8 protein-coding genes are annotated in these 14,498 nt (G+C 36.2%); 3 read left to right on the plus strand and 5 right to left on the minus strand.

Annotated features, from left to right (window positions below):
• The first annotated feature begins 98 nt into the window (after positions 1–98).
• The 3 genes from Bra60_RS04565 to Bra60_RS04575 all read left to right on the plus strand — a co-directional run bounded on the left by Bra60_RS04565 (position 99) and on the right by Bra60_RS04575 (position 6,234).
• Entirely contained in the window at positions 99–920 is an 822-nt protein-coding gene (locus Bra60_RS04565) for a uracil-DNA glycosylase (protein WP_078688754.1), read from the plus strand.
• A gap of 83 nt (positions 921–1,003) precedes the next feature.
• Positions 1,004–3,631, plus strand: a complete 2,628-nt coding sequence (gene pepN, locus Bra60_RS04570; RefSeq protein WP_078688755.1) for an aminopeptidase N — start codon at positions 1,004–1,006, stop codon at positions 3,629–3,631.
• Positions 3,632–3,924: 293 nt separating this feature from the next.
• Entirely contained in the window at positions 3,925–6,234 is a 2,310-nt protein-coding gene (locus Bra60_RS04575) for an ATP-binding protein (protein ID WP_078698106.1), read from the plus strand.
• 4 nt (positions 6,235–6,238) lie between these two features.
• On the opposite strand, the gene Bra60_RS04580 is transcribed toward Bra60_RS04575, so the two are convergent.
• The 5 genes from Bra60_RS04580 to Bra60_RS04600 form a co-directional block, all read right to left on the minus strand.
• Positions 6,239–6,796, minus strand: a complete 558-nt coding sequence (locus tag Bra60_RS04580; RefSeq protein WP_078698107.1) for a methylated-DNA--[protein]-cysteine S-methyltransferase — start codon at positions 6,794–6,796, stop codon at positions 6,239–6,241.
• A 920-nt stretch (positions 6,797–7,716) separates the two neighbouring features.
• Positions 7,717–10,641, minus strand: coding sequence for a bifunctional [glutamine synthetase] adenylyltransferase/[glutamine synthetase]-adenylyl-L-tyrosine phosphorylase (locus tag Bra60_RS04585; protein ID WP_078698108.1), 2,925 nt, complete (start codon positions 10,639–10,641; stop codon positions 7,717–7,719).
• A 100-nt stretch (positions 10,642–10,741) separates the two neighbouring features.
• Positions 10,742–12,136: a sensor histidine kinase gene (locus tag Bra60_RS04590; RefSeq protein ID WP_078698109.1), complete on the minus strand. Its 1,395-nt coding sequence runs from the start codon at positions 12,134–12,136 to the stop codon at positions 10,742–10,744.
• The gene (locus Bra60_RS04595) at positions 12,133–12,819 is read right to left on the minus strand and encodes a response regulator transcription factor (protein ID WP_078688760.1); all 687 of its coding nucleotides are present in this window, start codon (positions 12,817–12,819) and stop codon (positions 12,133–12,135) included. Before Bra60_RS04595 ends, Bra60_RS04590 begins: the two co-directional genes overlap by 4 nt.
• Before the next feature lie 78 nt (positions 12,820–12,897).
• Positions 12,898–14,403, minus strand: coding sequence for a Do family serine endopeptidase (locus Bra60_RS04600; protein ID WP_078688761.1), 1,506 nt, complete (start codon positions 14,401–14,403; stop codon positions 12,898–12,900).
• Between the last annotated feature and the right edge of the window lie 95 nt (positions 14,404–14,498).

Raw genomic sequence — 14,498 nt, forward strand, 5'->3', positions numbered from 1 at the left:
TATACTGAACTTCTATTTATAATAAACACATTATAAATCTTGAAGAATAATTCTTCTTAGTTTATTGATTGATAGATCAGTATAAAGCAAAAAGCAAAATGTCAGAAAAAAATAAAGATGTAATCTCCAATGAAGATCTACTCAGCTTCTACAAAGAGAGTGGTGTTGATGCTGCGCTTACTGACGTTCCTATTGATCACTTTAATCAAGCTGCCTCTTTAGAACCGCAATTAAACCAAGCACACGATATCCCCTATTATAAACAAATATCTCCAACCATAAAATCGCACACTCTTGCACCTGATAATCCAGACAAAACACAACCTGTACTCTCAGCTGTAGAGATAGCAAAAAGTGCTCAAACTCTTGATGAGTTGAAATCCGCCCTTCTTTCTTTTAATGGTTGCTCATTAAAACTAACAGCCAAAAATACCTGTTTTTCTGATGGAACAGCAGGAAGCCCTCTTATGCTCATAGGTGAAGCTCCAGGACGAGAAGAAGATATACAAGGAATTCCATTTGTAGGAAAAGCAGGCATACTACTCAACAAAATACTCGCATCAATTGGTCTCTCAAGACAAAATGTTTACATAGCAAACACTATTCCCTGGCGTCCACCAGGAAACCGCACACCAACACCACGCGAAGTTGCATTATGTCGCCCTTTTATTGAACGTCAAATTTTATTAGCCAAGCCTCGTATTCTTATAGCACTAGGAAGCACTGCCGCACAATTCTTTACGGGAATTCAGAGTGGCATTATTCGAATAAGAGGAAAATGGCTTACTTATGAAAATGAAGATCTTCAAATCCCTGTTATGCCAACTTTTCATCCTGCTTATCTTTTAAGGACGCCTAGTCAAAAAAAGCTTACATGGATGGACTTTTTAGAAGTAAAAAACCATTTAAATAATCTTTAGTCATTTTTAAATTCTGCCTTTTCTTAAGCAATAAGCAGCCTTTCAACAAATTATACTCTCCAAATATAGCAAGGGAAACAATTATGCAGCAAGAAACAATTCCTGTTTATCATTTAGAAGATTACCAACCAACACCCTATGCTATACCTAAAACACAACTTAATTTTTGTCTGAATCCAACAAAAACTGTCGTTAAAGCGACATTGTCTATTGAACCGCGTCAACATACAAAAGAATTAACACCTCTCGTACTTTCTGGTGACGAACTGACATTAATTTCTGTTGCTATCAATGGCGAAAAATTAGCTAAAAATGCTTATAAAAGCACTCCTTCGAACTTAGAAATTATTGCTCCTCCTGCAACTTCTTTCACATTACAAATAGTGACAGAATTAAACCCCGAAAGTAATCGTCAACTTATGGGACTTTATCTTTCAAACGGTGTTTATTGCACACAATGCGAAGCAGAAGGTTTTCGTCGCATAACTTATTTTTATGACCGTCCTGATATTCTTTCTACCTATTCAGTAAAAATTACAGCAGATTCTCAGACGATTCCAATCTTGCTTTCTAATGGTAATCTCATTGAAACAGGCATCCTTGAAAATAATCGGCATTTTGCTGTTTGGGAGGATCCTTATCCAAAACCATCTTATCTTTTTGCTTTAGTTGGTGGAAATCTTGACCAACTTGAAGATCATTTTATCACAGCATCTGGACGGCGTGTTAAACTTGGTATCTATGTAGAAAAAGGTAAAGCTAAACAAGCAACCTATGCCATGGATGCCCTCAAACGTTCCATGCGTTGGGATGAACAATGTTTTGGCCGTGAATATGATCTAGATGTTTTTAATATTGTTGCTGTCTCTGATTTCAATATGGGCGCAATGGAAAACAAAGGTCTTAACATCTTTAATGATAAATATATCCTTGCAGATCCTGAAACAGCAACAGACAAAGACTATAAAAATATTGAACGTATCATTGCACATGAATATTTTCACAATTGGACTGGTAATCGTATTACCTGTCGTGACTGGTTTCAACTTTGTTTAAAAGAGGGATTAACTGTCTACCGTGATCAGGAATTTTCTGCAGATCAAAATATACGCAGTCTGCAAAGGATTGAGAACATAAAAATGTTGAAAGCTACACAATTTCCTGAAGACGCTGGTCCTCTTTCTCATCCTGTACGTCCTCGTCAATATAGTCAAATCAATAATTTTTATACTACAACTATCTATGAAAAAGGTGCAGAAGTAGTGCGTATGATACGGACTATCTTAGGTCCTGTGCTCTTTCGTAAAGGTATGGATCTCTATTTTCAACGCCATGATGGACAAGCGTGTACTATTGAAGATTTTATCGCTTGTTTTGCTGAAGTATCGGATCAAGATTTCTCACAATTTATGCTATGGTACGAACAGGCAGGTACTCCTCATGTGAAAATTGATAGCCATTATAATGAAGGTACTTTAACAATTCATGCACAGCAACATATTCCACCAACGCCACAACAAAATAATAAAAAACCCATGCTCATCCCTATTGCCTTTGGTCTATTAGGAAGTGAGGGACAATCACTCATCTACGAAAGTGATACAACTATTCAATCAGATATTATGTTGCTTTCTAAGGAATCTCAAACCTTTCAATTAAAAGGACTACCTAATAAACCTATTTTATCACTCCTACGAGATTTTTCTGCTCCCATTATTTTACAAACTCCATTTGACGAAAACGAACTGATTTTTCTTGCTCAAAATGATAGCAATCAAGTCAATCGTTGGCAGTCACTGAATACTCTCATAACCCAAGCTCTTATTCAAGTCATTCAAGATAAAACAGCTGAAAAAGCAACCATGCCCTCTAATTTACTAGAGTTGATTAAAACCATCATCAAAGATGAAAACCTAGAACCGGAATTTCGAGCATTTTGTTTAAATTTACCAAGCGAAAGTGAACTTGCACATACAATCGGTCAAAATGTTGATCCAGATCGAATACACTATGTACGTAATCAATTTTTAGCTTCTATTGCACACACCCATCAAGAACTTTTCACAGAATTCTACGTACAAATGCAGGTACAAGAATCTTATTCACCAAATGCTGAGCAAACTGGAAAAAGAGCATTACGCAATATCATCTTAGACTATCTCTCTATTGCTGAAGCTAATCCAGAGCGCGCTGCCACACAATATGCCACATCTGATAATATGACAGATCGCATTGCCAGCATAACGATTTTAGTACAACGCTTTAACACAAGCAAACAAGCACAAAATGCTTTAAATGATTTTGAAAATCGATATTATCATAATCCTTTAGTCATGGATAAATGGTTTGCAATTCAAGCAATGGTTGCAGGAGCATCAACACTTGACTGCGTTCAAAAACTCACAAAACATCCGCTTTTTTCACAAGATAATCCTAATAGAGTACGTGCTTTGATTGGCACTTTTGCTTCTGGGAACCAAACAGGTTTTAACAGGATTGATGGAGCATCTTATCATTTTCTATGCCAAACTATTTTAGAAATTGACCCTAAAAATTCACAACTTGCTTCACGGTTATTAACAATTATGCGCTCTTGGAGACAATTGGAACCTATTCGACAGAAAAAACTCGAATCTGCATTAAAAACAATTGCAGCAGCAGAAAAATTATCAAGCGATGTAACAGATATCATCAATCGTACACTTGCTTAAAATAAAAATATTTATAATTAAATTATTGTAATATTGCTCTATTAATTAATCCAAATTTAGTTCTTCTGCAGCTCTCGTAACAATAAGCCTATAAATAGCTATTTTAGCCTATTTATAGGTAATATTAAAGTTCTTTTAATTTTCATAATTTATACTCATCAGAGTAAAATTATTCTTTTTTTAAAAAAAGACTAGACAGAAGACTCTTGTTTTGATTCATTAGGCTTACTGAATTGTTATGAGTACCAAAACAGTTTTCTAGTTACATTATTCATGATTAGAGGATCCCAGAAATGGCTAAATTGGACGTGTATAACGCGGCCACAAGAATGCATTCTGATTCAAAACCAAGCGCTTCAAATCGCGGGGTAGGAGTAACACGTATTTCTAATTCAATTTACCAAAAACTCCTCTTTATCGAACCTTGGTTGCGACGTTCTATTCCATTCGCCATTATTATATCTTTGATTGTGTTAGCAACAATACGCTTTGCGTCACTTTATGACTGGCGCCATACAATTGATAAGAATGCGCGTTCCACACTTTCTCTTTTATCTTCCTCTATAGTAAATAAAATCGATCATGATTTACTGGCTTTTACTCAGCAAAAAAAAGTAGCCTCTCTTTCTCCTAATCATTTACAAAATATTCTAATAACCTTTCATCATCACAGCTCTACTCATATCAATCCTATGATAGCTATCCTTGATCGCAATGGAAATATACTAGCTTCGTCTAATTCAGAAATAATTTCAGGGGAGTCTTTACAGGATTTTATTTCTGGGAATATCATTTCATGGCCTCTCAAAAAAAACACTGGCATCATACCAATTACAATAGAACAAGAACCTGCTCTCGCTTCATTCAGCCAAACAGACAGTGGCCAATATGGAGTATTCACTAGTGCAACAAAAAAACATATCTATACGGAATGGGAAAAAAAGTTCTCATTAAATATAACTTTACTGATAGGAACAGTGAGTATTATTTTAGTTCTTCTCTATGCCTATTATAATCAAATCACACGAGCACGTAATACAGATTTGATTTCAGAAAAAATTCAAAATCGCATTGATATGGCTATGATGCGGGGACGTTGTGGATTATGGGATTGGAATATGGCGAGTGGACGGGTTTATTGGTCACGAGCAATGTATGAAATGCTTGGCTATGAACCTCAAAATGCACTCCTATCAATTTCTCAAATTACTGCTATCATTGATCCAAAAGATGCAAATTTTTTTGAACTCGCTCAAGAATTAATGGAGAGTAAAAAAAAACATATCGATATTAATGTACCTATGCGTCACGCTGAAGGTCATTATGTATGGATGCGCATTCGCGCCGAAGTAACCGATGAAGAAGAACCTCACTTGGTTGGTATTTCCTTTGATATTAGTGAACAACATCAATTTGCTGAACAAACTGCACAAGCTGACCTTCGTATCCGTGATGCGATTGAAAATATTTCTGAATCTTTTGTCTTATGGGATTCAGAAGGACGTCTAGTTATGTCTAACAGCAAATTTTGTGAATATGCTGCTATCCCTAAACAAATGCTACAATCAGGAATTGAACGTGCAACTGTTGAAGCCATGTCACGTCCTGCTATCAGTGAATATCCTCTTAAGATAGATGAATCTGGTAACTTAACGAGTATTCGTCAAACTGCAAATGGCTACTGGCTTAAAATTAATGAAAGACGCACACAAGATGGAGGGCTTGTTTGTGTTGGCACTGATATCTCTGAACTTAAACAACAACAAGAAAAATTTGAAGATAGTGAAAGACGACTTTTTTCATTCATTCAAGAGCTGAAACGTGCTCGAGGCAATGCTCAACAACGTGCTACAGAAGTTGAAAAGCTTAATAAAAGCCTGCAAGAAGAAAAAGAGCGAGCCGAAAGTGCTAACAAAGCTAAATCAGAATTTTTAGCCAATATATCCCATGAATTGCGTACTCCTCTTAATGCTATTCTTGGTTTTTCAGAAATCATGTTACAATCTACCTTTGGTCCTCTCGGTTCACAACGCTATAAAGAGTATATGCACGATATTCATAATTCAGGAACCCATCTTCTTACTCTTATCAATGATATTCTTGATATGTCAAAAATCGAGGCTGGAAGACTTACCCTTGACCGTAAAAATATCAACCTTGAGCCAATCATCAGTGAAACAATTCGTACACTAACGCCACAAGCACAAGCGAAAAAGATTTCTCTTACAACAAATATTGAACAAAAACTTCATGCTGATGTTGATTGTCGCGCTATGAAACAAATTTTTCTTAATCTTATCTCAAATGCTGTTAAATTCACACCTTCTGGTGGCAGCATTGATATCCGTGCTTTCCAGAAAAATAACAACCTTATCTTTAGTATTAAAGATACAGGTGTTGGTATTCCCCAAGAAGCAATCAAAAAACTTGGACAACCTTTTGAACAAGTTGAAAATCAATTTACCAAAACCCACCCTGGTTCAGGTCTTGGACTAGCTATATCTCGTTCTTTATTAGAACTACATAAAGGAAAACTAGAAATCACTTCTAAAGAAGGAAAAGGCACAATTGTAACGATTATAATGCCAATTCAACAAAATTAAATCTTTAATATCGTTCACGTTGTAGCAAAATTTGTTTGCGCTGAATACCCCAACGATAACCAGAAAGAGCACCATTCTTTCGGATTACACGATGGCAGGGGATCACTAATGCCAATTCATTACATGCACATGCATTAGCAACAGCACGGTACGCTTTTGGCATACCAATACTTTGCGCTAACTCTTTATAAGAAATTGTTTCTCCACATCGTATTTCACATAATGCAGTCCAAATTTTTTTTTGAAAAACTGTGCCATTGATATCGAATAGTAAATTGTGATGTTTTACCAACTTAGGAGTTTCAACCATCGCTACAATATATGCTATTTCTTGATTCAACACATTATCATTAATATTGTATTTTATATTGGTAAAACGCGTTCCTAATTCCTGTAATAATTGTTCAATTGAATCGCCTAAAGCAATATAACAAATACCCTTATGAGATTTAGCTACCAAAAGACTCCCTATAGATGTCTTTCTTGCCGTCGCAATAATCGTATCTTGCCTACTCTTGTTTTTACGCTTTTCCATTATACTTTGTGACATCTTTAAATTCATAGGAATCTCCTACAAATTAAATCTTCACCCATAAAAAATGACCTTATTCCAATGAACTCTAAACTTCTCGTATGAAAATCTAATGTAAACCCAAATATTTAATCCTAGGAATAAAGTTTGTCATTAACTTATAATGAAAGATAAACTTCTCTACTTTAGTAAGGGCACTAAACCTCATCTCAATCTTATTGCAGATAAATACGGATGCAATAAGTAAAAAGAAAATCATAATCTTACTTATTATACTTAAAAGTATTGTACGTTAAAATGATAAACATATTTAATATATTGAGCATACTTCTCAGAAAAATAAATACTATAAACAGCATATAATTTGATAAAATTTACTTTTTCTCCCTTTTCTCCTTATTACAGATCTATTTTCTTCTGAAGCAATTTAAACACGCATAACACGTCTACATCTATAGTCTTATTTTAACTTTTTCTTGCATCACAATAGGATATAGAAGAGATCCCTGAAAATTTGCCTCTTTCAACATTTGCATGAATCTCTATAATGTGTAAGGTACATAGTCATCATAAAATATACAACGATCATATATCTTCAGCATAGCTTACTTATTTCTTGTATTGTATCAATTCTCACCATACGTGTAATACTATAACTCTTTGAGCTAAAATTTTACATATAAAATGATGCATATATTAAATTGAACAGAGAAATAAATTATAAAAATATTATTAGTGATCGCTTTCTGTGAGTAGAAAATAATTGCTTAAAAGGAAGCTTATCCGTGTAATAAACTCACCTGCTTTATTGATTGACAATCAAAAAAGCTTTTCTGAGTTTATTAATCAAAAAAAAATAAAGCATAGTATAATATTCATAGTTTATTTTAACATACATTCATTTGTATACTAAAAAATCGACGTATGATTTTACTTAAGAAACATTCTATCTAGCGTCCCATAACTTGTGTAAAAATTGTACGCACTGATTGTCCTATTTCTTCAATTAATTTTTCAACACGTGGCAAATCAGGCTCGCCAATACTACGTAGCAAAAGATCGCTCAACCCAGGTGGCATATCATCAGGATTAAGAGCCTCATTTAAGCAAAGACGTATAATCTGACTTAAATTGTTATAAAGACAATAAGCGTAATGTAAATCAGCAATCAATGATTGACTTAGAAAATCGAGTGGTAAACGAGAAAGAATATCAGCTGTAGTCGCTCCAATTTGAAAATCAATGACATGAGTTATAAGAGCAAATTGAGCAATAAATTCAAGATCCATAATACCACCAGGTAGAGTTTTTAAATCCCATCGATTTGCTGGTGGTTTTTCTTTTTCAATTAAAGCACGCATTTCAAGCACTTCTTTTGCAACCTTCTTTTTATCACAAGGAAGTGCAATAATTTCCCTTACTTCATTTTCCAATTTTTGCAAAAAATCAGCATCTCCAGCTATACCCCTTGCACGGGTTAAGGCAAGATGTTCCCATATCCAAGCTTCCTGGCGTTGATATTTTCTAAAAACCTGAAAGGGAACAGCTATAGGCCCTTTATTGCCCAATGGCCGTAGTCTTAAATCAACAGTATAAAGAACTCCTTGATTTGTAGAAGTAGATAAAGCAGAAACAAAACGTTGTATTAAACGGGTATAATATTGAGAAACATAGAGTGGCTTTTCTCCATCAGACATTTCTACATTTTCGTCATGCTCATACAGTAAAATAAGATCGACATCTGATCCTGCTGTTAATTCACAGCTTCCCAGCTTACCCATACCCAATATGCCAATACGTCCCCCTTTGATATGGCCATGATGACGAAAAAATTCTTCTTGAACAGCAGTAAGCGTTTTTGCAATCATGAGATCAGCGAGCGCAGTAAAAGCAAAACCTGCTCTATCTCCATTAATTGTACCATTCAAAAGCCGAATACCAATCAAAAAACGCTGTTCACCAGCAAAAATCCTTAGATGATCAAGAATTTCTTCATAAGAAGTGACACCTTCAAGAAAATATTGCAAACGATTTTCTAAATAATCTTTTGTTGGCAATTCTGAAAAAATTTTAGGATCCAGCATCCCATCAAAAACGTGTGGTGTACGTGTAATAATCTCGGCAAGCCGTGGTGCAGCACCCATAATACAAACCAACATATCTAAAAGGGGCGGATTTGACTGCAATAAGCTAAAAAGCTGTATCCCTGAAGGCAAGCCTTGCAAAAAACTATCAAAACGCAACATTGCCTCATCTGCTCTTTTGGTCGCACCAAAAGCCTTTAAAAGTGCTGGTGTAAGCTCTGTTAATCTTTCACGCGCTTCAGCAGATTGAGTGGCCCTATAACGCCCACAATGCAACGTACGCATAATACGACAAATATCGCTTGCCCTTTTAAAACCTAAACGACTTAATGTAATAAGTGTTTCAGGGTCATCCTCCTCACCTGTGAAAACCAAGTTGCCCATTTCCAAGCCAAGTTCTTGCTCGTGCTCAAACAACGCAGCATAATGTTCTTCCACTATCAGAAGTGTTTCTAACAAATCACGAATAAAACAGTGACTCTCTTGATATCCCATCAAATATGCAACGCTCGTAAATTGCGTAACTTCTTCTGGCAAAACATGCGTTTGTTCATCTGCAATCATTTGAATACAGTGTTCAACATTACGTAAAAAAGCATAGCTTTTTATAAGGCTATCTTTAATTTCCTCTCCGATCCAACCAAGATTGCAAAGCTCTGCTAACATTTCAACTGTTTTACGTCCACGTAATTGAGGTAAGCGTCCTCCAGCAATTAACTGTTGTGTTTGCACGAAAAATTCAATTTCACGAATACCCCCTCGTCCCAATTTGATATTATGACCATAAGCAGCAATTTGCCCATAATTTTTATAAGCATGGATTTGGCGTTTAATAGAATGAATATCAGCAATAGCTGCATAATCTAAATATTTGCGCCATACATAAGGAGAAAGTTCTTTAAGAAAATTAAAACCTACATCAATGTCGCCCGCTACTGGACGTGCTTTAATCATAGCTGCACGTTCCCAATTTTGACCACGCCCTTCATAATAACGCAGAGCAGCTCTAATAGGTAACGCCAAAGGTGTTGAACCTGGATCTGGTCGGAGTCGCAAATCGAGCCGAAAAACATATCCTTCAGCAGTACGCTCTTGAATGATACGGATTAATCGGCGCACCATTTTTGAAAATATATCAACACTTTCATAGGAATCTCCCACATGAGATGACATTTCATCAATTAAAATAATCAGATCAATGTCAGAGGAATAATTAAGTTCTTCAGCGCCAAATTTCCCCATCCCTAAAACAATTAAACCACAATCTTTCTCTGGTATATCACGATTAGCTAAACGTATTTTTCCACAATCATGAGCTTCTCTCAAAAGAAAACGTAAAGCTGCACCTAATGCTGCTTCACCAAGACGTGTCAGCCATGCGCAAGAAACCTCATAAGTAAAAACACGACTTAAATCAGCTAAAGCAATTAGAGTGTGCGCTTCTCTTTTCTTGCACCTTAAAGCCGCCATTAATGAAGTTTCATGAATCATTTCAGCTCTATCAACGGCAGCAATATCTTCTATAATTTCACTGAGCCTTGTTTCTATATCTGTAGTCAATAAAGGACTAAGATAAGAGGGATTTGCAATCAAAACTCCACGTAAAAAAGGAGATAAAGTCATGACTGCGTGGATAAAATCAACTTGCTCTCCTCCACCTACAATATAGGAAACCAATGGTTCTAAATTTTCTTTTCTTGCTTGTTCTTCAATATCTTTCAACCATTGTGAACCACTCTCATCAAGAGGACGTAAAGGAAAAAGCCGTGTTTTTAAAAAAGCTGTCTTCATCTGCATTCCATCAAGAAAGCATTTTAGTTTTCATTCTATTTTATTGCATAACAAAATTAGAAAAAGGCAATATCTATAAAATAAACAAGCAATAACAATATTAAGGAAATAATAAAACAGCTTTCAATCCTGGATTTGCGTTTTCAAGTAACAATTCGCCCCCATGAAGTTTCATAACAGCTTTTGTTATACTTAAACCAATACCAAAACCAGGTTGTGTGCGGCTTTCTTCAAGACGAACAAACCGTTCTATCACTTTTTCACGTTTATCTTCTGCTATTCCTGGACCATTATCACTAACTACAACGCGCAAACGTCCTCCATCACCCTCCATTGACAAAGAAACCTCCGTCTTTTTTTCACCTATAGATGATGCATATTTGATTGCGTTATCAATAAGATTTAAAATTGATTGTGTAATAAGTTCACGATTCAGCTTGAGCTCTTTATCAAAAGTATGTCCCAATCGAAGCGAAACACCAGCTTCTTCAGCAAAAGGTTCATAAAATTCAACCGCATTTTCAAGAATCAATTTTATATTCGTTATTTCAAGATTCTCAATTGAGCTACCTGCTTCAATACGTGAAATCATTAAAATAGCACTAAAAGTACGAATAAGATAATCTGATTCAGCAATAACATCATCCAGAGCCTGCCGATATTCAAACTCTGTTTTCTTTCCTACAAGTGCTTCTTCGGCACGATTTCTGAGACGAGTTAGTGGTGTCTTAAGATCATGAGCAATATTATCTGACACCTGACGCAAACCAGTATTTAATTCTTCAATACGATCTAACATAACGTTAAGATTAACTGACAATCGATCAAACTCATCACCGGCTCCAGAAACGGGTAAGCGCCCACTAAAATCACCATTCATCAAACGCTGTGATGCAGCTGTTACACGATCAATCCTTTGTAATGCGCGCCGACCAATAAAAAACCATATTAACAAAGCACCTCCAACCATTGCTGCAAGAGCAATCATAACGGCTTTACGAATAACTGTTACAAAACGTTCCGGTTCATCTAAATCTCGCCCAACAAGAAGTTTCATAGCATTGGGTAAATCAATAATAGCCGCTAAAGCACGATGTTTATTTTGTTCATTTATCTGGCCATTTTCTCCAAAGCGTGAATACAAAAAAGAATGAGAAAGAAAGCCATTAGATTGAAGAATCCCAGGTTCTATGTGCGCAACATTCCCTGCCAAAATACGACCCGTTGGATCAGTGACAAGATAAAGAAAAGCCCCTGGTTGACGTGAACGATAATCAATAGTACGCATTAATATAGGCAACCCACCATAATTATAAGCACTCTCGATATACCTTAATTCTTCACGTAAAGCTTGTTCCGTTTGGTCTGTCAGTAATGAAATAGCGAATGCTGTCATATAAAGAGAAAGTCCCGCCGCAACTAATCCAAAAAGCAAAATATAAAGCGCAGAAAGCCTCACTGCAGTCGTACGCATCATGTTGATTAAACGGTTCATATTTTCTTTTCTGGTGCCTTTAGCATATATCCTGCTCCACGAACTGTATGCAAAAGGGGAACATCAAAATCTTTTTCAATCTTTGCTCTTAAACGAGATATATGAACATCAATAACATTTGTTTGCGGATCAAAATGGTAATCCCAAACATTTTCTAAAAGCATCGTACGAGTAACGACCTGTCCAGAGTATCGCATTAAATACTCCAGTAAACGAAATTCACGCGGTTGCAATATAATGTTCTTGTCACCACGCTTCACTATATGTGCTAATCGATCAAGTTCGAGATCGCCAACACAATAAACAGTTTCTGCTTCCTTCGGATTTTTTCGCCTTCGTAAAACTTCAACACGCGCAAGCAGTTCAGAAAAAGCAAAGGGTTTTGTCAGATAATCATCTCCACCCGCACGCAAACCAGTTACACGATCATCAACCTGACCTAAAGCAGAAAGAATAAGAACTGGTGTTTCGATGCCTTTTGCACGCAACTCAGTAACAATAGAAAGACCGTCACGATATGGAAGCATGCGATCAACAACCATCACATCATAATTTACCGTCTCAGCAAAAGTATACCCCGTATCTCCATCATAAGCAATGTCAGCTGTATGTCCTGCCTCCAAAAAGGCTTTCTCGAGATAACGCCCTGTCTCACGATCATCTTCGATAATGAGTATCTTCATAAACGCATCTCCATTATTTTATTCAATGATTGATGAAACAGAAACCTTAGTCAGTTTCTGTTTCACTTCTTATAAATGTTATTTTTTTAGAATTGGAAGGGCAATAAAACGATTCTGATCATTTGTTCGCACTTGTAACAATATCGCATTTCTCCCTAGTTTTTTTGCATCTTTGATTGCATCAGTAATATCAGATGCTTTTTTGACAGGCCTATTATTAACCGTTACGATGACATCACCAGGACGTACTCCCCTATCAGCTGCATCTGCATCTGAGTCCACATCCGTTACAACCAATCCTACACCATCATCAGAAGGAGCTACAATCAAACCATAATCTTCTAACGTTTCATCCGAATTACCATGTTCACTTGAATATTTTCCTTTTTCTCGCTGTCCCTCATCTGCTGGCATGGAATCAAGCTTAACCTTAATACTTTCCTCTTTACCCGATCTCCAAATTCCTAAAGTAACAGTTTCTCCAGGCTTAGTATTTGCAATACGCTTTGCTAGATCACGTGCATCATTAATTTTTTCGCCATTAACTGCAATAATTACATCCCCTGCTTTAACGCCAGCCTTTGCTGCTGGCCCTTTGAGCGGATCAGTAATTAAAGCACCTTTAGATTCTTTGAGACCAATTGAATCAGAAATTTCTTTTGTAACAGCCTGAATTTGAACACCGATCCAACCTCGCTGAACAGAACCTTTTTCCATAAGTTGTTTCACAACCTGTTTTGCTGTTGCTGAAGGAATAGCAAAAGCAATCCCAACATTCCCACCAGAGGGAGAATAAATTGCTGTATTAATTCCAACAACTTGTCCATTAAGATTAAACGTCGGCCCCCCAGAATTACCACGATTAACAGCAGCATCAATCTGAATAAAATCGTCATAAACGCCAGCACCAATATCACGTCCACGCGCAGAAACTATACCCGCTGTTACAGTTCCACCAAGGCCAAATGGATTCCCGACAGCCACTACCCAATCTCCCACATGGATTGTCGAATCATCTGCAAAATCAACGTATGGAAACTTCCGTTTATCATTTACTTTTAATACCGCAAGATCAGTTCGGGGATCTGCTCCAATAAGTTTTGCCTCAAGTTCTGTACCGTCATCGAGAATGACAGCATAGCTCGTTCCCTCCGCAATGACGTGATGATTGGTAACAATATAACCATCAGAAGAGGTAAAAAAGCCAGATCCAAAGGCAATAGGACGAAATTTACGCGAACGATTCAAAGGCTTATTATTAGGAAGAGCATGATTATAAAAATCTTTAAAAAATCTTTTCAAAGGATGTTGATCTGGCAACTGATCAATCCCTGGACTGCTAAAAAAATTACTAAAGAAACGCTCTTCTTTCTTAGCATTACCCTTCACTTGCACAGAAACAACAGCTGCTTTTACTTTAGATACAACATCTGCAAATCCTTGTTGTTGTACTGAAGGAACAAATACAGGATTCGCATAGGTATTTGTCACCCAAAAGCTTGATCCGGTAAAAAACATCGTACTTGCTAAAAATACAGAACAACTTACTGCTGTTAACATCATACGAAAATTTGATTTGATCATTTTTTATGCTCCTACTCAGTAATATTTTAACCATACTATAATTAACAATAAAACAGTAAATATTACTGTTTTCTGTCTAAATTATTAAAGTTTTG

This window comes from Bartonella sp. Raccoon60, from assembly GCF_002022585.1.
Taxonomy (GTDB): Bacteria; Pseudomonadota; Alphaproteobacteria; order Rhizobiales; family Rhizobiaceae; genus Bartonella; species Bartonella rochalimae.